General features: G+C 58.4%; 19 protein-coding genes. 7 read left to right on the top strand and 12 right to left on the bottom strand.

The genetic code is table 11. The features are described from left to right. Positions 1-217: 217 nt before the first annotated feature. Complete coding sequence (locus VMJ32_12420) at positions 218-733, bottom strand: hypothetical protein (protein HTQ39825.1); 516 nt, start codon at positions 731-733, stop codon at positions 218-220. 127 nt (positions 734-860) lie between these two features. On the opposite strand from VMJ32_12420, the gene VMJ32_12415 reads away from it, so the two are divergent. Continuing rightward, entirely contained in the window at positions 861-1595 is a 735-nt protein-coding gene (locus tag VMJ32_12415; GenBank protein ID HTQ39824.1) for a HEAT repeat domain-containing protein, read from the top strand. Positions 1596-1650: 55 nt separating this feature from the next. Here VMJ32_12415 and VMJ32_12410 read toward each other — a convergent pair whose 3' ends face one another. Then, the gene (locus tag VMJ32_12410; GenBank protein ID HTQ39823.1) at positions 1651-2088 is read right to left on the bottom strand and encodes a carboxymuconolactone decarboxylase family protein; all 438 of its coding nucleotides are present in this window, start codon (positions 2086-2088) and stop codon (positions 1651-1653) included. A gap of 150 nt (positions 2089-2238) precedes the next feature. Here VMJ32_12410 and VMJ32_12405 point away from each other — a divergent pair, with 150 nt between their 5' ends. After that, on the top strand, positions 2239-2535 hold the full coding sequence (locus VMJ32_12405) for a hypothetical protein (GenBank protein ID HTQ39822.1): 297 nt from the start codon (positions 2239-2241) through the stop codon (positions 2533-2535). 17 nt (positions 2536-2552) lie between these two features. On the opposite strand, the gene ppk2 is transcribed toward VMJ32_12405, so the two are convergent. Further along, positions 2553-3434, bottom strand: coding sequence for a polyphosphate kinase 2 (gene ppk2, locus VMJ32_12400; GenBank protein HTQ39821.1), 882 nt, complete (start codon positions 3432-3434; stop codon positions 2553-2555). A gap of 43 nt (positions 3435-3477) precedes the next feature. On the opposite strand from ppk2, the gene VMJ32_12395 reads away from it, so the two are divergent. Then, positions 3478-3774 carry a hypothetical protein gene (locus VMJ32_12395; GenBank protein ID HTQ39820.1) on the top strand — a complete coding sequence of 99 codons (297 nt, stop codon included), beginning with the start codon at positions 3478-3480 and terminating at the stop codon, positions 3772-3774. Between the two features lie 69 nt (positions 3775-3843). Then, positions 3844-4383, top strand: a complete 540-nt coding sequence (locus tag VMJ32_12390; protein HTQ39819.1) for a hypothetical protein — start codon at positions 3844-3846, stop codon at positions 4381-4383. 103 nt (positions 4384-4486) lie between these two features. On the opposite strand, the gene VMJ32_12385 is transcribed toward VMJ32_12390, so the two are convergent. After that, positions 4487-6088, bottom strand: coding sequence for a hypothetical protein (locus VMJ32_12385; protein HTQ39818.1), 1602 nt, complete (start codon positions 6086-6088; stop codon positions 4487-4489). Positions 6089-6136: 48 nt separating this feature from the next. Then, on the bottom strand, positions 6137-7135 hold the full coding sequence (locus VMJ32_12380) for a sugar phosphate isomerase/epimerase (GenBank protein HTQ39817.1): 999 nt from the start codon (positions 7133-7135) through the stop codon (positions 6137-6139). Positions 7136-7403: 268 nt separating this feature from the next. Between VMJ32_12380 and VMJ32_12375 the strand changes: the two genes are divergently transcribed. Further along, positions 7404-8438 carry a hypothetical protein gene (locus VMJ32_12375; protein HTQ39816.1) on the top strand — a complete coding sequence of 345 codons (1035 nt, stop codon included), beginning with the start codon at positions 7404-7406 and terminating at the stop codon, positions 8436-8438. 178 nt (positions 8439-8616) lie between these two features. Here the strand turns inward: VMJ32_12375 and pepF are convergent, their stop codons facing one another. The 4 genes from pepF to lepA form a co-directional block, all read right to left on the bottom strand. Next, entirely contained in the window at positions 8617-10419 is a 1803-nt protein-coding gene (gene pepF, locus VMJ32_12370; GenBank protein HTQ39815.1) for an oligoendopeptidase F, read from the bottom strand. Positions 10420-10525: 106 nt separating this feature from the next. Continuing rightward, positions 10526-11545: a beta-ketoacyl-ACP synthase III gene (locus VMJ32_12365; GenBank protein ID HTQ39814.1), complete on the bottom strand. Its 1020-nt coding sequence runs from the start codon at positions 11543-11545 to the stop codon at positions 10526-10528. A gap of 108 nt (positions 11546-11653) precedes the next feature. Continuing rightward, positions 11654-12775: a Gfo/Idh/MocA family oxidoreductase gene (locus VMJ32_12360; GenBank protein HTQ39813.1), complete on the bottom strand. Its 1122-nt coding sequence runs from the start codon at positions 12773-12775 to the stop codon at positions 11654-11656. A gap of 247 nt (positions 12776-13022) precedes the next feature. Further along, positions 13023-14828: a translation elongation factor 4 gene (gene lepA, locus VMJ32_12355; GenBank protein HTQ39812.1), complete on the bottom strand. Its 1806-nt coding sequence runs from the start codon at positions 14826-14828 to the stop codon at positions 13023-13025. 346 nt (positions 14829-15174) lie between these two features. Here lepA and VMJ32_12350 point away from each other — a divergent pair, with 346 nt between their 5' ends. Then, positions 15175-16572, top strand: a complete 1398-nt coding sequence (locus VMJ32_12350) for an FAD-dependent oxidoreductase (GenBank protein HTQ39811.1) — start codon at positions 15175-15177, stop codon at positions 16570-16572. A 52-nt stretch (positions 16573-16624) separates the two neighbouring features. On the opposite strand, the gene VMJ32_12345 is transcribed toward VMJ32_12350, so the two are convergent. Beyond that, positions 16625-18067: a chloride channel protein gene (locus VMJ32_12345; GenBank protein ID HTQ39810.1), complete on the bottom strand. Its 1443-nt coding sequence runs from the start codon at positions 18065-18067 to the stop codon at positions 16625-16627. 18 nt (positions 18068-18085) lie between these two features. Continuing rightward, positions 18086-19807 carry a hypothetical protein gene (locus VMJ32_12340; GenBank protein HTQ39809.1) on the bottom strand — a complete coding sequence of 574 codons (1722 nt, stop codon included), beginning with the start codon at positions 19805-19807 and terminating at the stop codon, positions 18086-18088. Positions 19808-20302: 495 nt separating this feature from the next. Between VMJ32_12340 and VMJ32_12335 the strand changes: the two genes are divergently transcribed. Further along, positions 20303-21823 carry a DUF1598 domain-containing protein gene (locus VMJ32_12335; protein HTQ39808.1) on the top strand — a complete coding sequence of 507 codons (1521 nt, stop codon included), beginning with the start codon at positions 20303-20305 and terminating at the stop codon, positions 21821-21823. Positions 21824-21848: 25 nt separating this feature from the next. Here the strand turns inward: VMJ32_12335 and VMJ32_12330 are convergent, their stop codons facing one another. After that, a complete protein-coding gene (locus tag VMJ32_12330; protein HTQ39807.1) occupies positions 21849-23237 on the bottom strand; it encodes a DUF4147 domain-containing protein in 1389 nt (462 codons plus the stop codon). Positions 23238-23381: the final 144 nt, after the last annotated feature.

The raw sequence follows: 23381 nt of genomic DNA, 5'->3' as shown, positions 1-23381 counted from the left end.
TGGCTTGCCTTACATAAATTTCGCGCATCAAATCATCCCACGTAGCGTCATCGGTAAGTTGATCAACTAGCTGATGCGCTTCCGCTTTGAGATTTTGCGGATTCATATCGTGCTCTCTTCAAGAAATGCCGTGAATTCCGGGCTGCCATCTATTCTATAACAAACCTGGGAGTCCGTCTAAATCAATTACCACATACATTCCTGCAGTTTGCGGATTTTACCGCTGCGTCACCATTTCCCAATGAAAGCTGCTGGCCACCATGCGGACAACCACTGCATAAATCGGCAAAAACAAGGCCACCATCAGCAGCGCGCCAAATAGGCAGATCAACATCATCACGCCAATGCCCAGTGCAAGCCGCGGCACGTCGGCCAGTGGCGGCAGGCCGGTGACCAAGACAATCGGCACTAAAATTAACAGTGCGATTGCCAGCACACAGCCCACGGCAATTAGCAACAGCCGCTTCACGGTCGTCGGCACATGGACTTCCAGTTCAATGCGCGTTCCCTGTGGCGTGGGCACAAACTGGCCCCGGCAAATGTTCTCGCTGATGGAGCGCGGACTCCACACTCGCCGCATCAGGTCGAAGCCCGATTCCGAAACCGTGCCAGTATACATCGGCTGCCCGCGCAGCGGTGTTTTATCCGCATTTTCGACAATCCGCCGCCAGCGGGCGACAATCTCCGTTACCGGCTCGGCGGTTTCAAAGGTTTCGCGAACGTAGGTGAACATGCGGCGATTATAGCAAATCCCGCCAATTTGGCCGTGCACGATGCCAATCCAGGCCCATTTTTTAACCTAAACTTGTGGGGCCGCTTACAGGCTCATCACCACTGCGCACACCAATTTTGGACCAACCATGAAATCGTGCATCACACTTTTCGTCGCCGCCCTCTTGGGTGTAATTCTCACGGCGACGTGCGCGCTTGCGCAACCGGCCTCCTGGCTTTCGGTCAATGACGAAGCCTCCAAAAAACTCACCGCGCAAGTCGCCGCCGCCTTGTCGCAGGCCTTGTGGGACGAAAATACCGACGCCCGCCAGGCGGCGATGTTCGCCCTGGAAGCCATGGACGCCGGCGCCGCCCCGGCCATCCCCACCATTGCCGAACGGCTCCGCGATGTCGACGCTTATTTGCGCGCCGACTCTTCTCGCATCTTAACCAAGCTCGATGCCCCCGCAGTTCCCAGCGTCATTGCGGCCCTGTACGATCCCGATCCGCGGGTGCGCGAACTGGCGGCCCGCACCTTCATCGAAATGAAAACCACGCCCACCTCGGCCATTCCCGCCCTCACGCAGTTGCTGTGGGATTGCGTTCCCGACGTGCGGCAAGCGGCCATCGAGGCCTTGGAAGCGATGGGCCCGGCGGCCAAACCGGCCATCGACGCCTTGGTTCAGCGGCTGCGCGATCCCGACGCTTACATCCGCGGCGACGCTTCCCGCACTTTGGTCGAACTTGGCCCCGAAACGCTCCCCAGCATGCTCCCCTTGCTGCGCGACGGCGATCCACGCGTCCGGCAGCTCACCGCCCGCACCATCGAGGAAATTGAATTCAACCTCACCAGCGGCAATTACATCGATTACACCAAGCAGTAATTGGCCCGCAAAACGATTTCGCCGGCAGCGCCCCAGGCGAAACCCTTATTGAGTTTTATTGAGCCGCAGCCGCCACGGCACTGGGGCGATGTTTCGGCGGTTGATAATTGCCCGGCGGCAGGCGGAAGCCAATTGCAAACCGGTTCCAACTGTTAATGGTGGTAATCGCCAGCGTCAAGTCCATGATTTCCTTCTCGTTGAATTGCCCGCGCAGTTGCTCGTAAACTTCGTCGGGCGCATGCGTGTCGGCAATCAGCGTCAGGGCTTCGGTCCAAGCCAGCGCCGTCCGTTCCCGATCGGTAAAAAACGGCGTTTCCCGCCAGGCGTTCAAGCTGTAGAGCCGCTGCTCGGTTTCGCCGGCGGCGCGGGCATCTTTGCTGTGCATATCTAAACAGAACGCACAGCCGTTGATTTGCGAGGTCCGCATTTTCACCAGTTCCATGAGCGACGCTTCCAGTCCGCACGTCCGCAGGTATTTTTCCAGTCCTAGCATGGCCTGCGTGGCCCCGGGCGAGGCCTTGGTGTAATCGATGCGCTGTTTCTTGGTGTGACTCTTTACACGAGTGAAATTCCAGGCGGCACACTGTTGCGCGGCCGCGGCTATCTTTATGATATGCCTGCCAGCAGAAGTGGAGAACCACCCGTGCTAATTGCTGACAATATTGGGCCAGGAATTTTATTAGTCGCGCTGTTTATAGCGCCGCTCGTGTTGGCGGTGGCGTGCCGAATCGTCACCATAGCATTGCGGGGCATGCGCGGCCAAAAACCATGGTGGGGCCTGGCTTTGGCGGTGTTGGCCATGTTAGCAGGTGCGGCGGAACTGATAATGTTCCTGACCATGCGCGGCGGTGCGCCGACGTTTTTTTATTTCATCGCCGCGCTACCCATTCTCGCGGGCTTGAACTGCCTGGTCGTGTGGAATAAACCGCCCCGGACTTGAACTGCGGGCCGGGCCGCTTACCACAGTTCCGGCACGAAAGTTTGGTTTTCGATCGGCGGGCGAATGTAATTCGGCGCAGCCGGCCGCGGCGGCAATTCCGGCGGCGTCGGCGTCAAATCTTGGTACGGAATCAGCTTCAAAAAATGCGTGATGCAGTTCAGCCGCGCGCATTTTTTCGAATCGGCCTTCACCACATACCACGGGCTTTGCTTCGTGTCCGTGAATTTGAACATCGCGTCTTTGGCCATCGAGTATTCCACCCATTTCGAGCGCGATTCCAAATCCATCGGGCTCAGCTTCCAGCTGCGCGTGGGGTCGTTCATCCGTTTTTGGAACCGCCGCTCCTGTTCGGCGTCGCTGACCGAAAACCAATACTTAATCAGAATAATGCCCGAGCGAATCAGCATGTTTTCGAACTCGGGGCAACTGCGCATGAATTCCTGATATTCCAGATCGCTGCAAAAGCCCATCACGTGCTCCACGCCCGCGCGGTTGTACCAACTCCGGTCGAACAGCACAATTTCCCCCGCCGAAGGCAAGTATGGCACATAGCGCTGGAAATACCAACTGGTCCGTTCCCGTTCCGTGGGGCGGCCCAGGGCGACCACGCGGCAGATGCGGGGATTCATGCTCTCGGTAATGCGTTTAATGACGCCCCCTTTGCCGGCCGCGTCGCGCCCTTCAAACAGCACCACCACCTTCAGTCCCTCGTGCTTGACCCATTCCTGTAGTTTAACCAGCTCAATTTGCAGCCGGGCCAGTTCCTCTTCGTATTCCTCGTTGTCGACTTTGTGCCGCTTGGCGCGGATGTCGCCCGGCAATTCCGCCGCGGCGCCGTTGGCGTGGCCGTTGCCGAAAAGTTCGTCGTGCTTGTGTTTCTTCTTCTTTTTGGTCTTCATAAGCAAGCTCCTGAATCTTGGGCCGCTAGATTGGCTGAAAAGTGTGGAGCGCCTTCTGCATCGTGCAGAAACAGACATTGTTACGCAATTTTCGCGCCGCCTGCAACTGTCGGAATTCATTTGCCGCAGCGATTTGCCTGGAACCCTCGAAAAACCAAGGCAATTTTTGCTCGGCGCGAAGTCGGCCGGTGTTTATTCAGCCAACGGGTTTCGGAAACTGCTCGCATTTGAGGCGGTCCATGCATTGAGAATGAACTTTAGTTCCGCGGCAGAAACCCCCAAACAACGCCGTGATGTATCTCGCTCGATCACTATCGCACATGCCCGCCCGCTGTCATAAAATAAGGTCCTCGTTCGGCATGGTGTTTCGATCGTGCCATCCCGTCACTTCACACACAGGAGCCGCGCTATGATCACACTGAAATGTTGGAAAACCGTGTCCGTGATCGCCACCTTGGCCGTGTTAGGTTGGCTGCTGTGCAACATGACGCCCGCACGCAGTGCTGCATCGCCGGGTGTTACACCCTCGGCAAGCGACTCGGCATTTCCGTACGTGCTACACTTCGAGCAAGGTGCGACGAAGTTTCTCGATGGCGACAATATTACGATTATCGAAGTTCGCGGCACGGCCGACACATTTAAGTCAGGCCAAATCTACTGGGTCAAAGGCGCTTACACGTTAGGCTCGCACGACAAAGCCATGTTGGCCGCTTACACTACCGCCAAGGAATCCAAAGACGGATACGGCAAAACCTTCACCGTCCAACAGACCGATGTTGCCAAAGGAAGCGGCACCTTCACGCTCTTCCTACCGATGTCGTGCGAAGGCTGGCCACATGTCAGCATGTACGGCGACGGGGAAAGCTTCAGCGGAAATTATTTCGGCACCGGCGAATCGGTGCTGCGGCAATGGTGGGGCGAAGAGGCTAAAAATACTGCTTCCAAATAACCTGCCAGGTAGTTCTTTTGGAACGCTATCGAGGGCCCGAGCATGTTCACACGCCCGATGGGTTCGTCTGACGCAAAGTTTTCCGGCGCAAGCAAATCGCAGTTCACTTCATAAACTCGCGATATTGCTCGTCGAGTTGTTCAAACTTCTGGCCGGTCAATTTTTCCAGTGTGTCCGCCGTGGCGCGGCCCGTGTACACGGCGATTAAATAACTCATCAGCCCCGGCCGGTAACGTCCGGCATCGGCGTGCATAAAAAACAGCGACTGACCGGCAATTTGACTGTAAATGGCCGGCAATCGGGTGTCGTGTTGCAACTCGGTCATGCCCAACGACGCCAACTCTCGCAGCGGCACATAAAAATTGTCGTCCTGCAACCGCTTCCGCGCCGCCGGCACGCGGCCGGCATTTTCGCCCCCCAGCGTGACATACGCGCCATACGGTTCACCGTCCAACAACCGATGCTCGGCAAACGATTCCATGTACACCGCGATCGCTTCCACCACCCAAAAATTGTTCTTCCGTCCCGGGTCGACCGCGGCCGGCGGCGTTTCGCGAAACAATTGATGCGTGGCCTCATGATACAGCGTGCCGGCATACGGATTGCCGCTGGCGAAAAAATAGGCGCTTCGCGCCGCGTCGGAATAAAAGCCAATCGACATTTCAATTTGCGGCTGGGCCGGTTTCAGCGCGTCAATGTACTGCTGCCGATCATGAAAATAAACCACCTGATGCGGCTTGTGCGATCCGAACGTGGCCGCCGATGCCGCCGCGGCAGATGGCGCGACAGAATATTCCCCCGCCCCGGAAGATCCACCCGTGGGCAATCCCGTTTCTGGCGAAATTGTTTTTGGCGCCACCGCAAACCACTGCTGTACTTGCGCCGGCGTGGCGTAATATCCGACGAAAGCTTGCCGCCACGCTTGATACAGCATTTCCAAGTGGGCCGCCAACTGCGCGCCGCTTTCCAAACTATTGTTGGTAACGACCACGTAGTGATCGCTTTCCACATTCCATCCGTTGCGAATGTTGCTGTGCAGCCGTGCGTCTTCCGCCGCGCTAATCCACTCGCCCCGATAAAACCGCTCGCCGCTTTCATATCGCTTCAACTGATCGGCCGGCAGCCATCCAAACTGCTCGCTCCACGCCTGGCCCGCTTCCAGTCGCCGGGCCGCTTCCGGCGAAACCCACTGATCACCCACTTTCCGATCGCCCAGCACGTGTCGCCCCGCCTCATCGTCGGGATTTTCACGCACCGTTTCACGCGCCAGTTCAAAGGCCAACGTATCTTGCTTGGCTGCCAAAGCCCCTTGGGCCAGTGCAAACAATTTCTCAGCCTCCGCCGTGCGGAGCGCCATGAATTGCCGCCACCACTCTTGCTCGGCCGCTGTTTTCACCAGCGACTCAGGTGCGGCGCTGCTGGTTGGCAGCATGAAAACATAAATCATCGCCGGATCACGCTGCGGCAACCACGCGCGCGTGAATGCCGCTTGCTTCGAAAATCCCTGAGCCTCGCAGGCGGCGGCCAACTGGCCGAGCTGCGTCGTATAAGCGGCGTAGAGTTCCTCTCGCGCCGCGGCCAGTTTATCGCCGGCCAGCTCCACGCCCAGTGCGGGATTCCGCGCCACTGCCAGCAGCACCAGCATCCAGCCCAGGCGTTCGCCGCAGGCGCGCAACATCAGAAACGATGCTCGAAGCTGTTCCATACTTCCAGTTTACCATCGACCGCCGAACATCACGGAGTCGGATGTGCCCTATTTCTTCTCAAACGCCGCGTCGAATTGCACATCGCTCGGCGTAAAATCCAGCTTTTTCACAAACTCGCACGCCTCGCGGGCCCCGTGTTCGCGGTCCATGCCGCTGTCTTCCCACTCGACCGAAAGCGGCCCGTTGTAACCCGTCTGATTGAGCGCCCGAATGATTTCTTCAAAATTCACGGCGCCGCGCCCCGGCGAGCGGAATTCCCATCCCCGCCGCGGATCGCCGAAGTTCAAATGGCTGCCGAGAATTCCGCTGCGGCCGTTGAGCAGCGTAATCGCGTCTTTCACGTGCATGTGGTAAATCCGATCCGGAAACGCCCGAATAAATTCCACCGGGTCCACCCCCTGCCACACTAAATGACTGGGATCGAAATTGAAGCCGAATTCCTCACGGTGTCCAATCGCTTCCAGCGCCCGCTCCGCGCTGTAAATGTCAAACGCGATTTCGGTGGGATGCACTTCCAGCGCGAATCGCACGCCGCATTCGGCAAACGCATCCAAAATCGGATTCCACCGCTGCGCAAACTGCTTGAAGCCCTCGTCGATCATCGCCGGCGGCGTCGGCGGAAACGAATACAACAAATGCCAAATCGACGAGCCCGTAAATCCGTTCACCACGCTCACGCCCAATTTTTGCGCGGCCCGGGCGGTGTTTTTCATTTCCTCCGCCGCCCGGCGGTTTACTGCTTCCGGGTTTCCATCGCCCCACACATGCGGCGGCAAAATGGCTTTGTGCCGCGAATCGATGTGGTCGCACACGGCCTGCCCCACCAAATGCGAACTAATCGCGAACAATTGCAAGTCATGTTTTTCCAGCAGCTCGCGCCTGCGTCTGCAATACCCGGAATCGGCCTGCGCCTTGTCGACTTCGAAATGATCGCCCCAGCAGGCCAGCTCCAATCCGTCATAACCAAACTCGCCCGCTTTGCGGGCCATGGTTTCCAACGGCAAATCGGCCCATTGACCGGTAAACAGCGTGACAGGACGTCCCATGAGTGTGCTCCTTGCGTGATGAACCGCACTGTGTGGACCATCTATTGTGCCAAATGTTCCCGTCCATGCAACCGATAGGCAAAACTTGACACTAGGCCGGTTCCAACATAATCCGACGGTGCCGGTCGGAAAAAATCATTGCCCGAAATTCGAACTGGCCCGCTATTCCTAATTTTGTGCTCGTGATATCGGCCGCCAGTGAGATAGAATTGTATGTACCGGTGTCACAGCGCTACGAAAACCGTTGAAATCCATCCGCGGGTATCCCATGCCTCGAACAACGACCGCTTTGTGTGCTACTGCGGTGTTGATCACGTGGCTTGGCACTCCGCCGGCTCTGGCCGCCAAGCCACAGGTGGAAATGGATGTCATTTTCGAGCCCGGCCTGTCTGGCAACCTGGCGGCCCAAAAATGGACCAAAGCGTTGGGCGATTTGGGGCTGGCGGGCGTCCGCTTTCGCGCTCTGGAAAACGGCGACCAAATCGGCATCGCCGCCCAGGGAACCGGCGATGCGGCCATGTATCAAGTCACCGCCCAATTGAATAGCCGCGGCGCGCTGGTCACCCCCGGCGGCCAATTTACCCTTTCCGACACCGTCAAACTGAAATCATGGCTCGACCAAGTGGCTGTCGGCGGCGGAAAACCCGGCGGTCAAACCGCCCCCTTCGGCCTTACGCCCAAACAGTTTGACGACGTGAAACGGAGTTTGGCCGTTCCCGTTGAATTTTCCACCAAAGGCTTGCGGCCGGAAAAAGTAATCCAGCGTTTGCAAACCGCTTCAGTATTGCCGCTGACTATCGAGTTGCCCATTCAAAAAGCACTCGCGGCCGATGACACCGTGCGCGACGAATTGCAGGGTCTTGCATTGGGCACGGCCTTGGCGGCTTTGGCACGACCGGCCGGCGGTGCGTTGTTGCCGCACGCTGGCCGCAGCGGATTGGAATTGACGTTGACCACACTTACGGCCAACGGCGACGTGTGGCCCATCGGCTGGCCCCCCGACCAGCGCGACGAATCGAAGGTCGTGCCCAAACTCTTCGAATTCACGACCGTCGAGACCGACGGCGCGCTGCCGGCCGCCCAGGCCATCGATGCCATTCAAACCAAGCTCGCCGTTCCGTTTTTGTTCGATTACAACGGCCTGGTGCAGAAGCGCGTCGATTTGAAAAAATCCGTCAAAGTCTCCGCCGGCAAAACGTACTTTCGCCGCATCTTAGATCGCGTGCTGTTCCAGGCCGGCCTAAAAGCCGAAGTCCGACTCGACGATGCCGGCCAACCTCTGCTGTGGATCTCGCCGCTGTAAGCCGCGGATTAACCGTAGAGACACAGAGACGCAGAGAGAACAATGATGAAGCCCGAATTCCTAATGAGAAGGTTCAATGAAGCGCAATGACGAAACGCAAAATCTGATGAGTCATTCGACCTTCGTCATTCTTTTGTTATTCGACATTTTCTTCTCCGCGCCTCTGCGCCTCCGCGGTTCATAATAATTCGTCGAGTTCGTCCACCAGCTTGCCAAAGTGCGCCAGCGCGGTTTCCACCGGCGCCGGCTTTTCCATGTCCACGCCGGCATCACGCAGTAAATCGAGCGGATACTTCGAGCAACCGCCTTTTAAAAATCCCAGGTAATCGTCCAGTTCGCGCTTGCCGCCGTGGATCACTCGTTGCGAAAGCGCAATCGCCGCCGATAAACCCGTGGCGTACTTGTACACGTAAAACGCATGGTAAAAATGCGGTATACGGAAACATTCCAGCGCCAGCTCGTCGTCGATGACAAAGTTGGGGCCAAAGTATAACTTCAACAGCCCGCCATATATCTCCTTGAACTTTTCCACCGTCAGCGGTTCGCCCGCCTCCACCGTTTGGTGCGTGATTTTTTCGAACTCGGCGAACATCGTTTGCCGGACGATCGTGCCCCGGATGGCGTCGATCTCGCGGTTGATCAGGTAGGCCCGCTCCCGGTCGCTCTTGGCCTTTTGCATCAGGTGCCGGCTCAGCAGTTGCTCGTTGAACGTGCTGGCCACCTCGGCCACAAAAATCGTGTAGTTGTAATACTGGTACGGCTGATGCTTGGCCGAATAGTAACTGTGCATCGAGTGCCCCGCCTCATGGGCCAGCGTAAACACGTGATCCAGCACTTCGCTCTGATAATTCATCATGATGTACGGATCGCCGCTGAACGTGCCCGAGGAAAACGCGCCGCTTTGCTTGCCCTGGTTGGGGTAGCGGTCGCACCAGCCGTTGTTCAACCCGCCGGCCAACGCGCGGCAGTAATCGCTCCCCAGCGGCTCCAGCGATTTCACCACCACCTTCACCGCCTGATCCCACGTGTGGTGCGTTTCCAACTCGCTCAAAATCGGCACATACGTGTCGTAATGGTGAATGTCCGGCAGCTTCATTTTGCGTCGCCGCAGCTCGAAGTAGTGGTACACCGCCGGCAAATGCTTGTGCACTGCCGCAATCAAGTTGTCGTACACCGCTTGCGGCATGTTGTCGCCGAATAATGCGGCATCCAAGGCGCTGGGGTAGCCGCGGACTTTGGCGTAATACACGTCGCGCTCCACCGAGCCGGCCAGCGTGGCCGCCAGCGTGTTTTCGTGCCCCTGGTACTGCGCGTAATACTGCTGAAACGCAGCTTTGCGGACGGTTCGTTTGGGGGAGTGCAAAAACGTGGAAAACGTGGCGCTGCTCAACTCAACTTGTTCTCCCTTTTCGTTTTTCAACACGCCGAATTTCAAATCGGCGTCGGCCAATTGCCGGAACACGTTGTTGGCGGTTTGCGACATTTCCGCTTGCATAGCCAGCAACTTTTCTTCGCCGGCGGTCAACGTGTGCGGCTTGTAGCGCAGCAGCCGCTCCAGCGTCACCCGATGCGCCGCCAACTCCTTGGCCGCCAAAAATTTCTTCATCGTGGCCGTGGAAATGGCCATGATCTCCGGCCGAATGAAACTCCCCGCTTGCCCGGCCCGGCTGGCCGCGTTGCGATACCGGCCGATCATTCGCTGGTACGTGCTATTAGCGGTGTCCTCGGCCGTCTTCAAAAAAGCATACGTGCCCAACCGCTCGCCGTCGCAATCCAAGTGAATGTCAAACTCCAAACACTCGGCCAGTGCCTTGGCACTCTCGCCCAAGCGGCCGGCGAATTTTTCATAGCCGGATATTTCGCGATCCCATTTTTTGAACGCCGCTTCCCATGCGGCATCGCTCTTGAACAAGCTGCCCAAATCCCAGCAATCCGATTTCTTCACCTTGCTCCGCGGCGGAAGTTGTTTGATTTTCGACATGATGAAAAGCGCTAAGATGAAATTGAAAAATGAAGATATTGACTCCGACCCGAAATCAAAAATTTGTTCAGCCGCGATGCGCCAGCGGAGCGCTCGCATTATTCCATCACCACCGCCACAGCGCGGTGCCCCACGCCAACCCCGCGCCGAAGCCACAAACTAATACATTGCTTCCGCGGCGGATGCGCCCTTGTTGCACGGCTTCGTCCAGCGCCAGGGGTATGCTCCCGGCCGAAGTGTTGCCATACTTTTCCAAGTTGACAAATATCTTGCGCCGGTCGATATCCAATTCCTCCGCCGCCGCGTCCAAAATCCGCACATTCGCCTGGTGCAGCACCACCAAATCGACATCGTCGGTCGTCAGCTTGGCGTGCTCCAGCACGTCGCGCACCGAACGGTCGATCACGCGAATCGCCCATTTGAACACGCTTCGGCCTTCCATCCGCATGTAATGCTCGCGCCGCTCCACGGTTTCCGCACTGGTGGGCCGGCGCGAACCGCCCGCTTTCATGCACAGCACGTCTTCGCCGGAGCCGTCGGAACCCATCGTGTAAGCAATCAATCCTTGCTCCTCGCTGCCGCGCGCCAACAGCACGGCGCCCGCTCCGTCGCCAAACAACGGATAGGTTTTTTTGTCCTGCGGCTCCACAATCCGCGACGTGGTGTCGGCCCCAATTACCAGCGCCGTCCGGCTGCAGCCGGTGCCCACGAATTGCGAGCCGGTCACCAAGGCGTACACAAAGCCAGCACACGCCGCCGATACATCGAACGCCGGGCAGCGCAACCCCAACTTGTGCTGAACTTGGCAAGCGGTCGACGGCACCGGCAAATCGGGCGTAAAGGTGCCCAACACCAACAGATCGATGTCCCCCGCCGCCACGCCGGCGCGGTCCAGCGCCTTACGGGCCGCAGCCACCGCCAAGTCGCTGGTATAAACACCCGGCGGTGCGTGTCGCCGCTCGCGGATGCCACTGCGCTCGAAAATCCATTGTGGGTCGCATCCATACTGCGTCAAATCTTCGTTCCGCACCACGGGCTCGGGCAAAAAGCTGCCTGTGCCGATCACCCGCACGCCGGTCAACCGCCGCAGCGGAGCTTTCAAATTTTGTTCAGGAGCATCGGCCATGGGCGGGTAGGCGGTAGGCAGTAAGCGGTAGACGGTTGGAAAGAATAATATTGTATAAATCGCTTGCGGTTTAGCATTAACTGACCACTGACCACTGGCCATCGACCACTACCTCTCCCCCAGCGGCGTGTCGATCCACCGGCGCTCGGCGTGCGATTGCAGCACCGCGTCGGCCACAATCTGCGAATTCAATCCGTCGTAAAAACTCGGCACGGCGTCGCGCCCCTCGACAATCGCCGAAACAAACTCCCACATCAAATCGTAACGAAACACCGTCACCGGCTCCCCTTGGCCCGGATCGCGCGGGCTGCCGGCCGGTTTCAGCAGCTCGGCTGGTACCGGCTGCGGCGCTAAGTCGCTGCCTGTTTTCCCAAGAAGAATGGTGTTGGGCAAGTGCAGTTGATACACCGCGCTCCCTTCCGACCCGTTGATTTCCGCCCATTCGTGACCGAAGCCGTTGCGCCCGTACCCCTTTGCTAGCGTGGTCCCTTCCCACACGCCCGTTGCGCCGCACGAAAATTCCCCCAACAGACTGGACCAATCGTCCACGTTCGACGCCGGGCACGGCTGTCCATCCGCCGTTATCGTGCGCTCCGTAAATCGCGCCACCGCGCCGCACACCCGCTCGATCGGCCCCAAGAGATCAATGGCAAAATCGATCCGGTGAATCGTCATGTCGAACAAATCGCCCGCCCCGGCTTTATCTTTGTATTGCCGCCAGGCCCAGCTCGTTTCGGGCCAGTCCAAAAACCGCTGACTGCGAAAGTGCCGCGGCGTGCCCAGCGCCCCGTTTTTCACAAGCTGCCGCAAATACCGCATCGCCGGCGCAAAGCGATACGTGAACGCCGTCATGTGTACCACGCCGCAATCGCGCGCCGCCGTATACATTTCGCGCACTTCGGCGGCGTTCAAGCCCAGCGGCTTTTCACACATGATGTGCTTGCCCGCCCGCGCGGCTGCCAGGGCGATTGGCCGATGCGTGAAATTCGGCGTGGCGATAATCACCGCATCGATTTCCCGATCGGCGCAGATTTTTTCAAAATCGGTCGTGATTTTGTCGATCTGCCATTCCCGACGCCGCGCTTCCAGCAATTTCGCATCGGCATCGCAAGCGGCGACCAGCTTCGCGCGCGAATCAAGCCGGATGCCCGGCACATGATGGTAATCGCTCACCTTCCCCGCCCCGACAATCGCAATCCGCACCGGCGGCTGGGTAGAACGAATGGGCATGGCTGAGTATGTGTAGGCAGAAAGCGGTACGTATGCCGCGAGTTGGTCACGTTCAGTGTTCTTGCGCAGGACAATAAAGTCGCGCTCCGTACCTGCATTTAGCCCCCGGTCTGCGGCCGGGGGTGCTGCAGTTGGACTAAACTTAACCCGGGCCAGTCCCGTAAGCTACGGCTTTTCGCCCCCTGTCACAAGACCCGCTAACGCCGCCAAAGTTGCGAAGAAATCGCCACAATCTGGGCCTATTCGCCTACTCCTTATCCCCCGATTCCAGCACGGCCAGAAACGCCTTTTGTGGAATGTCGACGCTGCCGATCGATTTCATCCGTTTCTTCCCCTCGCGCTGCTTGGCCCACAGTTTGCGCTTGCGGGTGATGTCGCCGCCGTAGCATTTGGCCGTTACGTTTTTGCGCATGGCGGAAATGGTTTCGCGGGCGATAATGCGGCTCCCAATGGCGGCTTGCAGCGCGATTTCGAACATGTGCCGGTCGATTTCGGTGCGCAGCTTTTTCACGATGGCCCGGCCCCGGCGGTCGGCATCGCGACGATCGCAAATGATGGACAGCGCATCAACCTTTTTGCCGCCGACCAAAATATCCATCCGCACCAAATCGGCCGGCACATAGCCGATCAACTCGTAATCCATCGTGCCATAACCGCGCGTCACGCTTTTCAGTTTGTCGTGCAGGTCGTAAATCACTTCGGCCAGCGGCAGATCGAAGGTGATCATCGCCCGCGTGGGACCGAGATATTCGGTGCGTTTATACGTGCCCCGTCGATCGGTGCATAACTGCATCACCGGGCCAATGTATTCCACCGGCAGCACAAAATTTACGCGCACCACCGGCTGGCGGAATTCCTCAATTTGTCCGGCGTCGGGCACATCTTGCGGGTTGTGAATTTCCAGCTCCTCGCCGTTGCGAGTGGTAATTTGATACGTCACGTTCGGCGCCGTTTGCACTAAATCTAAAATCGCTTCCTGCTCCAGCCGCTGCTGAATAATTTCCATGTGCAACAGGCCCAGGAAGCCGCAGCGAAAGCCGAAGCCCAGTGCTTCGCTGGTTTCGGGCGTGAATTCGAAGCTGGGATCATTGATCGCCAGCTTGCCCAGCGCATCGCGCAGCTCCTCGAAGTTTTCGCCATCGGACGGATACAAACCGCAATACACCATTCGCTGCGGCGGACGATAGCCGGGCAGGGCGGGGGCGGCGTTGTCGCCGGGCACCGTGACTGTATCGCCGATGTGAATATCTTTGATGTCTTTAATGTTGCAAATCAAATAGCCCACTTCGCCCGCCACCAACTTGTCCACCGCTTTGCGTTCCGGAACAAACTGGCCCAGCTCCAGAATTTCGTAGGTTGCTTCGGCGCGCAAGAAGCGAATTTTTTGCCCCTTCTCGGCCGTTCCTTGCATCAGCCGCACATAAGCGATGGCCCCGCGATAATCGTCATAGTGCGAATCGAACAACATCGCCTGCAGCGGCGCGGCGGGGTCACCCTGCGGCGGCGGAATGCGCTGCACAATGGCTTCCAACAGTTCTGCCACCCCGACGCCGGTTTTGCCGCTGGTGTGCAGCACTTCGTCCGGCTTGATGCCCAGCACCTGCTCCATTTCCAGCGTCACTTCATCGGGCCGGGCATTCTTGAGGTCGACTTTATTGAGCGCCGGCACGATCACTAAATTATGCTCCATCGCCGCCAAGGCGTTGGCCACCGTCTGAGCCTCCACGCCTTGAAAAGCATCGACCAGCAGCACCGCACCTTCGCAGCAGCTCAGACTGCGCGAAACTTCATAATGAAAATCAACATGCCCCGGCGTGTCGATCAAATTCAACTCGTATTCTTCCCCCCGATACTGATAACGCATCGACACGGCCCGGGCTTTTATCGTGATGCCCCGTTCGCGCTCGATATCCATGTCATCCAGCAGTTGCTCTTGCATTTCGCGCTTTTGGACCGTGCCGGTCAGTTCGATCAGCCGGTCGGCCAGCGTGCTTTTGCCGTGATCGATATGGGCGATGATGCAGAAATTGCGAATATGGGCGTTATCGGGCATGGCACAGGCGCAGGTTGCGGAAATTCATTAGCCCCGGCGGCCACGCCGGGAATCGCGGTTGTACATCAATGTTATCAAGCCGCGACCGATGGTCGCGCTGGCTTACATAACCATTGTCTCACAAATCAATTGCCAAGACATCTTACGGACATTCACTCGCCGGGCCAACCCGTTTTTGCGTACCTCGGTACAAAGCATCATGCCACAGGCTTGAAAGGCCGCCGCAACCGATGTCGAATGAATGCATTGCCTCGCCGTCGACGATGCTGGCGGCGTTCGTCAATATCGCACTAATTTCTCGACAGCCGGTCGAGTGATCGCAGTCAAGTTTCACAGGAGGGTCAACATGCACATCGAGAACTATCAAAACCTCGTCATCGGCAGCGGCGTAGGCGGAAAACTCATCGGTTGGACACTCGCCAAGCGCGGTCAAAAAACCGCCGTCGTCGAACGTTCCATGATCGGGGGCTCTTGCCCGAATGTTTCCTGCCTCCCCAGCAAAAACGTCATCTTTAGCGCCAAGGCCGTGTCCCTCGTCGATCCACAAACAGGCTTGGGTGTTACCACGGGAAAACTTGAAGTCGATATGCCCGGCGTCGCTCGCCGTAAACGGAAAATGGTGGCTGATCTGGTCCAGATGCACCTACAAAACTTCAAAGCCAGCGGTGCCGAACTGATCATGGGCAATGCAAAATTCATCGCCCCTAAAACCGTCGAGGTAACGCTCAACGACGGCGGCTTGCGACAAATTCGCGGCGACCGAGTTTTTCTCGGCCTTGGTTCGCGTGCCGCAATTCCCCCCGTTCCCGGACTGGTCGACGCCGCCCCGCTAACTCATGTTGAAGCTTTGGAGTTGGAGCGCGTGCCCCAACATCTGGTCCTTATCGGCGGCGGTTACGTCGGCTTGGAGTTTGCCCAGGCCATGCGCCGCTTCGGCAGCCGTGTCACCATCGTGCAAATGGGCCAGCAATTGCTCGAACGGGAAGATGCCGACATCGCCGCCGCGGTGGAACAGCTGATGCGCGATGAAGGCATCGACGTATTACCGCAGGCACAAATGCTAGAAGTCGCCGGCCGTTCCGGCAGCGGTGTCAAAATTCGCTTGCGTGTTGGCGGATCGGAAAAAACTTTGGAAGCTTCCGACATGCTCGTGGCCACCGGCCGCACGCCCAATACCGATAAAATCGATCTCGCCAAAACCGGCGTGGAACTCGATCCGCGCGATTTCATCAAAGTCAACGACCGGCTCCAAACCACCGCCGCCGATATTTGGGCCGTCGGCGATTGCGCCGGCAGCCCCATGTTCACGCACGTCGGCGAAGACGACTTTCGCGTGGTCATCAGCAACTTGGATGGCGGCAATCGCACGACCCGCGACCGCCTCATTCCGTATTGCTTATTCACCGATCCGGAACTGGCCCATGTCGGCCTCAGCGAGCGGGAAGCGCAGGCCAAGAACGTATCCTACCGCCTGGTCAAATATCCCATGGCCGCCGTGCTGCGAAACTTCACCCTGTCCGCCATGCGCGGATTTGCCAAAGCCTTGATTGGGCCCGACGACCGCATTCTCGGCTTCACCGTGTTCGGAGCCGAGGCCAGCGAAATGATGGCCGTCGTCCAAACCGCCATGATCGCGAATTTGCCGTACACCGCGCTGCGTGATGCCATTTTCACGCATCCCACCGCCGCCGAAGGCCTCATCGGCATGTTCTCCAACACGCCGCTGGAGCCCATGCGAAATTAGCGCCGCACGAGCGTGGAATTTTCCACGGTCGCTTATTATTCCTTGTCGCACACTACGACCGGCTAATCTGTCCCGGCGCCACAATGTCCCCCCGCCGCAGCAACTTCAGCGTATAAATGGTCGGCGGGCAAACGTAGCGCCGCACCGCGTCGGCTATCGCCAGCGTGATGATAATCGGCAGCACCACGTTGTAATCGCGCGTCATTTCAAATAGCATCACAATGGCCGTCAAAATGGCTCCCGTGGCGCTGCCCACCATCGCCGCCATGCCGACCACTCCCATGGCAGCCGGAGTAAGCGTCATGTGCGGGGTGAAGTTCCCCGCCAGCGCTCCCAGCGAGGCCCCGGCCGTCGCACCCAAAAACAACAATGGCGAAAACACCCCGCCCGACGCCCCCGATCCCAGCGTCAAGCTCGTGGCTAATAGCTTGGTTGCAACCAGCAGCAACAGCAGTCCCGGGGCAGTCAACGTACCCCGCAGCACGTCGTCAATCGTGGCGTAACCCACGCCTTGCACAAAATAATGCCCGCCGCCTTCGAATCCCGTGGTTCGTGTCATCATCGCATACATCAACAGGCCCACACATAACATCCCCAGCATGTGCCGCGTGTAATAATTGCCCGGCAGCGAGTCGAAGCGGTCTTCAAACCAATAAATCGACCGCACAAACAGCGCGGCCAATAGGCCCAACAACACCCCCGCCACAATCAGCACCGGCGCCAAGCCCAAACTATCCAAGGTGAAATCGGGAACCCGTAGCGCCGGCACGTTAAACGAGGGAAACGTCCCGAAGAAATACCGCCCAATGTGCGTCGCCACGGCCACGGCCAGCGCCACGGGCATTAACGTGGCGGCACTGACGATCGGTAGCAAAAGTTCCACGGCAAACAATACGCCGCCAATCGGAGTGTTGAACGTAGCCGCAATGCCTGCTCCCCCGCCGGCAGCGATCAGCGTAATCCGCTGCTGCGGCGTCATCGAAACAATCTGCCCCAACGTAGAACCGAAGGCGGCCCCAATCTGAATAATCGGCCCTTCACGTCCCACCGAACCGCCGCTGCCGATCGACAACCCCGATGCCAGCGATTTCACCGCTGCCACCACCGGCCGAATGATTCCGCCGCGGTAGCCGATGGCTTCCATCACTTCCGGCACGCCGTGCCCTTTGGCTTCCGGAGCAAAATTTTGCACCAGCCACGCCACGCCGACCGACCCCATCACGGGAACAAAAATCACCAGCCATTCCCAGCCGCTCAGCCAAAATGGCGGCGTGTGCAAATTGGCGTCGTAATACAACGACAACTTTCCCAGAAACAGCAAGTTATGAAACAGGCTGATCAGCGCCCGAAAAAACACCGCCCCAAACCCGGCAATCACCCCCACCCCAATGGCTAACCCCGCCAGGAGCAGGCCGCTGATCGGTGGCAATTCGATCCGGGGCGGTTCGGCCGGCGTCGGTTGAGCTGCCGGCGGTTGAGATTGCGGCGCATCCATTCGATATTTCGACTTGAATTACTGCGACAGTACCGGCACGCCTTTGCGAAATTCAATTTTGCTGCGTTCGCCCGAAGGCGTCCAGGTGGTCCACACACCGTCCATTTGCCCGTCCACGTACTTCCCTTCCATTTCCTTTTGGCCGTCAGAATACCAAAACGTCCACGGCCCTTCTTCCTGGCCATGATTGTAGCTGCCGAAGCTCAGTTTGTTGCCGTTCGAATGATACTCAATCCACGGCCCGTGCCGTTGATCGTCTATCATCATCCCTTGCGAGGCCATTTTGCCGTTGGTGTGCCAACTCAGCCATAAGCCTTGTTTCATCCCGTCGCGGTAGCTGCCATCCGCCGCCAGGTGCGAAAGATCGTCGCCGCCGATCAATTTATCGTCGCCAATGTCGCCGTCACCGCGCGAGAGTTTGCCGTCTGGGAGATGATTGTCACCCGTCGACCCCGGTTTTTTGCTGACGGGCCGGTCGTGTTCGTCATACCAATACCGTACATGCTCGCCGCGTGGGAACTCGCCATAGTCAGTGTATTCCCGGCCGTTCATGCCGTGGCTTTCGGCCCACGGCCGCGGATCGTGCACAATCATCACGTCCCCCGGCTGCCGCACTTTGTCGAAGTACGCCTGCAATATACTGTGCGAGGGGGAAAGCGGAAAATTCACCTCTTCGTATCCCATGAACGTGACCGCTTTCGGCTCTTCCCCCGGCCGGTACAAAACCGCAAACGGATTGTTGGGTACGTACACGCAGTAAGACAAATACGCTGCCATGCCGTTCACATAAAACGCGGCCGGAGAAACCAGCAAAAACACGGCCCCGCCGCGGGCCAGCCAGTTGCACCTCCGCCAGGTTTGCAGCCGAGATTCGCGCCACGGCAAAAACAGTGCAAAGCCGGCCAGCGCCAGCATCACATTCCATCCCAGCAAATTGCAGTGCGGACCCAGGCAATTCCAAATCACAATCCCCGTGTGCAAAAACAGCGCTAAAAAAGCCACCACCCATCGTGCTCGCGGAATAAAGCACAACACCGCCAACGACACTTCCGAAACCGCGATCAACCATCCCACGGCCACGCCGAAACTATGCGTGGTAAACCAATGCTCGCCGGGAAAATGCTCCATCAGGTAATTGGGAATCACATCGGAGCGAAAGCCGTTCATTCCCTCCGGCTTGATAAAATCGATGATCAATTTGTGAAACCCGGCCCAAAACCACAGCGCAATCACATTCGCGCGCCCCACCAACTGCGCATTCACCCCCGGCAGCGTCGCCAGCAGCATAAACACCAGCACGTAATGGGGCTGCAGCCGCGTGCGATCAAACAGCACGCTCAACACCAATACCGTGCTCAGCGCCGCCAACCCCGTGCGCGGAAAAATCAAAACCAACAATAGCGAGCCCACGATCAGCCACCCGAAATCAATCTGCGGCAGCCCATCCCACACCGGCAACATCGGAGCCAGTTGCGAATCGCTGGGCCGGTTCTCCCACGAAATCGTATTCGCCGGCTTGGCAAATTCCCACGGATGCCAATTCGGACTGGACCGGTCTTGCCACACGTTCCAAGTCACCGCCACCGTGTACAAGGTCGCAGCCACCAGCAGCCAGCGGTACAGCACCAAGTACCATTGCGGACCGCGCGGCAGTGGAATCGATAAACCCACACGCGCCAGCGGCCCGGGCTCCGCGGGACGTGCAGAATCGGTAAGTTGTTCTTCTGCAATCAGCGACATGGGCGAAGTGATCGGTCGATATTCGCAATAAACGACAACTCAAACAAAAACCGACGGTGTCATCGAAGTGGTAGTGGGCCAATTTGAACATAGCCCGACTGTGTCAGTCGGGAAAAGCGGCTGTCGGAATTTCAAATTGTCCCACCACCATCGAAGTCATCGTCCGACGGTGTGAGTCAGGAAACACAGCCACCAGCATCACTTTTGGGCCTATACCTCTATTCTGTCAGCCGATTTGCCACGGTACATGGCCCGCCAATCAAAAATAGCCTGTTTTTCTTGCTTTGCCCAAAGCCCCTTATTATGCTGGAAATTGCATAAGTCGAAGCAGAAATCTATCCTTTCCAGGGCCCACAGGGCCGCAGCGGCGGCCTCGGCGCCTCAATACTAAATCAAAGACACGCTCCCATCTCACGCCTCGTTGTGATTGTATCTCGCGAAGTTAGGTGGGAGCGTACCGGACACCGTTGCGCCACGCAGGGAGAAATCAGCCACATGTCTCGCATCTGTTTGAACAGGTTTCCGTTTGCGGTCTTTCTGGCAGCGCTGGCAACCGTGGGTTGCATGCTGGTTCAGGTTCAAACTAGCCAAGCGCAGACGACCACCACGACCACCAGCACCACGTCGACCAGCACCACGTCGACCTCTACCTCCACGACCACGACCAGCACCTCCACCACATCGACATCCACCAGCTCAAATATCTTTGGCGCCGCCGGAGTCGTGGTCGATGCCAACGGCGTGTTGCGCACCGAAATGTTTCCCGACCTCACTGGCCAATTGGCACGCCAGCGCATTGCCGCCGCGCGCGCCGCCCTGGCGGCCACCAATCCCGGCGTCGTCAAGCCCAGCCCACTGCGAAAAATCTCTCTCAATCGGCTGGAAGCCGCGCTCAAACAGCGACAAGACAACGGCCTGCCCCCCAGCGAAGAAATGAAATACCTGGCCGGCCTCACCCGCCTGCAATACGTGTTCTACTATCCTGACACCAAAGATATTGTCATCGCCGGCCCGGCCGAAGGCTGGATGTCCGATCCTGCCGGCCGTGTCCGCGGCATGACCTCGCTGCGGCCGGTCGTGGAACTCGACGATTTGGTCACCGCGCTCCGCGCCTTCCCGCCGCAGGGAAAAGCCACTTCGCAAATTAGCTGCTCCATCGATCCCACCCAGGAAGGCCTGCAAAAAATGCAGCAGTTCCTCAAGGAAGTCGGCTCCCGAATCTCGGCCCAAAATCCCCAAGGCGACGCCGAATTCATCATGGCCGGGCTGAAAGAAAACCTCGGTCCGCAATTGATCCACATCAAAGGCGTCCCGCCCGACACCCACTTCGCCCAAGTCTTGGTCGAGGCGGATTATCGCATGAAGCTCATCGGCATTGGCCTGGAGCATCCCCCCGTCAAGCAACTCATTAGCTGGGTCGATCGCGTCAATCCCGTCGCCGTCAATCGCAACGCCCTGCAGCGCTGGTTTTTTGTCCCCGAATACGAATGTGTGAAAGAAACCGCCGACGACAACGCCATGCAACTGCAAGGCGACGGCGTGAAATTGGTCAATGCCGACGAAGTCGTCGCCCCCGACGGCACCCGCGCACCGTCCGGCAACATCGACGGCGCCAGCCGCGCCTTCACCGAAGGCTTCACCAAAAAATATGCCGAGCTCGCAGCCGTCTCGCCCGTGTACGCCCAGTTGCGTAATTGCATCGATCTGGCCGTCGCCGCCGCCTTCATCCAAGCCAAAGATTATTACGGCAAAGCCGGCTGGAGCATGCCGCTCCTTGGCGAAGAAGCCATCTACCATGTCGAAACGCTCACCGCCCCGCAGCAAGTCGATTGCATCGTCAACGGCCTGTGGCGCGGCCACACGCTCATGACCCCCATCGGCGGCGGCGTCAACATCCAACCGCGCCGCGCCCTCTCGCCCGACAATCTGCAGCGCGACGACGACGGCAAAGTCGGACAGGTCCACGACTCCGTTGATCTGAAAAACCTTAAGCCCGACCAATGGTGGTGGGACTGAGCTTTCAGATTTGTGAAACGTCGATTTAGCCGCTGGGCTTGCCCAGCGCTCGCTCCACCAGCACCACCCGCACGTCGCACACATTCGTTTGCGTGGGCCCCGTCTTAATCAGCGCATCCAGCGGTTCAAAAAAACGGTACGCGTCGTTGCGCCGCAAAAAATCAGCCGCATTCAAACCGCGGCGATTTGCTGCTTCAATAATTTGCCAATCGACGAGTGCCCCGGCCGCATCGGTCGGCCCGTCCTCTCCGTCGGTTCCGCCCGAAAGAATGGCGATGCCGCCCGACCCAATGGCCCCCATTTGCTTCATCTCTTCCAGCCGCACCAGTGCCGCCAGCACCGCCTGCTGATTGCGGCCACCCAATCCGCGCTCCGCTTCCGGCACAAGTTTGACTGTCCCCTCGCCGCCGCTAATCAAGCAATTGGTTCCGGTCGTCCCTAACATGTGAACGGCCATGTCGGCCAACTGCCGCCCTATCGGTTCCACCGCCCCTTCCGGCTTTCGCGCCGATGTGCACGTCGGTGTATATCCTAACCGTTCCGCTTCCCGCCCCCCCCCCTCCACCGCCCTGGCATTATTGCCGATCACGAAATTCTTCACTTCGCTGGTTTGAATTTCCACATCTCGGTCCCCATCCGCTTTGCGGTTTAGCACATCCCACACCCCGGCTGGCACCCCTGCCTCGCGCGCCCCAAACTTCTCCAAAATCGCCAGCGCCTCCTGCGGCGTGGAAGTATCTGGCACCGTGGGGCCCGAGGCGATCAAATCCAACGGATCGCCGGGAATGTCGGAGATAATGAGCGCGATCAGTCTTCCAGCTCGGCAAGCCCTCGCTAACCCGCCCCCTTTGATCCGGCTAAGCTGCTTGCGCACGGTGTTGAGTTCCGCGATGTTCGCGCCGGCAGCGCTGAGAAATCGCGTGACCGCCAATTTATCGGCCAGCGAAATCCCTTTGACAGGCGCCGGCAACAGCGCCGATCCGCCGCCGGAGATGAGCGCGATGCACAAATCGTCCGGCCCCAGTGCCGAAACGATCCGCAAAATTTCTTCCGCCCCCGCCACGCCCTCCGCCGTCGGCTCATTCACCCCCGCCGGCCGCGCCGCATGCAAGTGAATGTGATTGAGTTGCTTCACGCAGTCCGCCGGCACATTCACCCAACCAACCAATTCCTTTTCTTCCATCAGCTTCGGCCCGAGAATCTCCTCCAGCGCCGCCGCCATTCCCGCCCCCGCTTTGCCAGCGCCAACGACAGCGATGCGCCGCACACGGTCTAAATCAATCCGCCCCGGCAGCAAAATACGCCCATCCAACCGGACCCTTTCGCGCATTAACTTCTCGCTCCGCACGGCATCCAACCCCGCCTGCCAAATGCGAAGTGCGTCGTCTCGGAGTTGTTGCGAATTGCGAAGCATTAACGATAAAAAAGCCCAGGGGTTGCAACCCCTGGGCCTGGTTAGATCACTCATACCCATACCGCTGGCAATAATCTCCCCAGCGGCGGCGAATTTCACTCGCTAGCTCCGGCTCCAATTCGTGCTTGTTGGTTTTGTAATCCT

Source organism: Pirellulales bacterium, assembly GCA_035499655.1.
In the GTDB taxonomy this organism is placed as follows: Bacteria; Planctomycetota; Planctomycetia; order Pirellulales; family JADZDJ01; genus DATJYL01.
The sequence above is the reverse complement of the archived record's forward strand: the minus strand, read 5'-3'. Positions and strand labels throughout refer to the sequence as shown.

Coding starts and splice junctions, on each gene's coding strand:
- VMJ32_12375 (HTQ39816.1), top strand. CDS start 7,404: ATGCCTCGAACAACGACCGCTTTGTGTGCTACTGCGGTGTTGATCACG.
- VMJ32_12415 (HTQ39824.1), top strand. CDS start 861: ATGAAATCGTGCATCACACTTTTCGTCGCCGCCCTCTTGGGTGTAATT.
- VMJ32_12335 (HTQ39808.1), top strand. CDS start 20,303: ATGTCTCGCATCTGTTTGAACAGGTTTCCGTTTGCGGTCTTTCTGGCA.
- VMJ32_12340 (HTQ39809.1), bottom strand. CDS start 19,807: ATGTCGCTGATTGCAGAAGAACAACTTACCGATTCTGCACGTCCCGCG.
- VMJ32_12330 (HTQ39807.1), bottom strand. CDS start 23,237: ATGCTTCGCAATTCGCAACAACTCCGAGACGACGCACTTCGCATTTGG.
- VMJ32_12410 (HTQ39823.1), bottom strand. CDS start 2,088: ATGCTAGGACTGGAAAAATACCTGCGGACGTGCGGACTGGAAGCGTCG.
- VMJ32_12385 (HTQ39818.1), bottom strand. CDS start 6,088: ATGGAACAGCTTCGAGCATCGTTTCTGATGTTGCGCGCCTGCGGCGAA.
- VMJ32_12360 (HTQ39813.1), bottom strand. CDS start 12,775: ATGCCCATTCGTTCTACCCAGCCGCCGGTGCGGATTGCGATTGTCGGG.
- VMJ32_12390 (HTQ39819.1), top strand. CDS start 3,844: ATGATCACACTGAAATGTTGGAAAACCGTGTCCGTGATCGCCACCTTG.
- VMJ32_12380 (HTQ39817.1), bottom strand. CDS start 7,135: ATGGGACGTCCTGTCACGCTGTTTACCGGTCAATGGGCCGATTTGCCG.
- VMJ32_12350 (HTQ39811.1), top strand. CDS start 15,175: ATGCACATCGAGAACTATCAAAACCTCGTCATCGGCAGCGGCGTAGGC.
- lepA (HTQ39812.1), bottom strand. CDS start 14,828: ATGCCCGATAACGCCCATATTCGCAATTTCTGCATCATCGCCCATATC.
- pepF (HTQ39815.1), bottom strand. CDS start 10,419: ATGTCGAAAATCAAACAACTTCCGCCGCGGAGCAAGGTGAAGAAATCG.
- VMJ32_12420 (HTQ39825.1), bottom strand. CDS start 733: ATGTTCACCTACGTTCGCGAAACCTTTGAAACCGCCGAGCCGGTAACG.
- ppk2 (HTQ39821.1), bottom strand. CDS start 3,434: ATGAAGACCAAAAAGAAGAAGAAACACAAGCACGACGAACTTTTCGGC.
- VMJ32_12345 (HTQ39810.1), bottom strand. CDS start 18,067: ATGGATGCGCCGCAATCTCAACCGCCGGCAGCTCAACCGACGCCGGCC.
- VMJ32_12365 (HTQ39814.1), bottom strand. CDS start 11,545: ATGGCCGATGCTCCTGAACAAAATTTGAAAGCTCCGCTGCGGCGGTTG.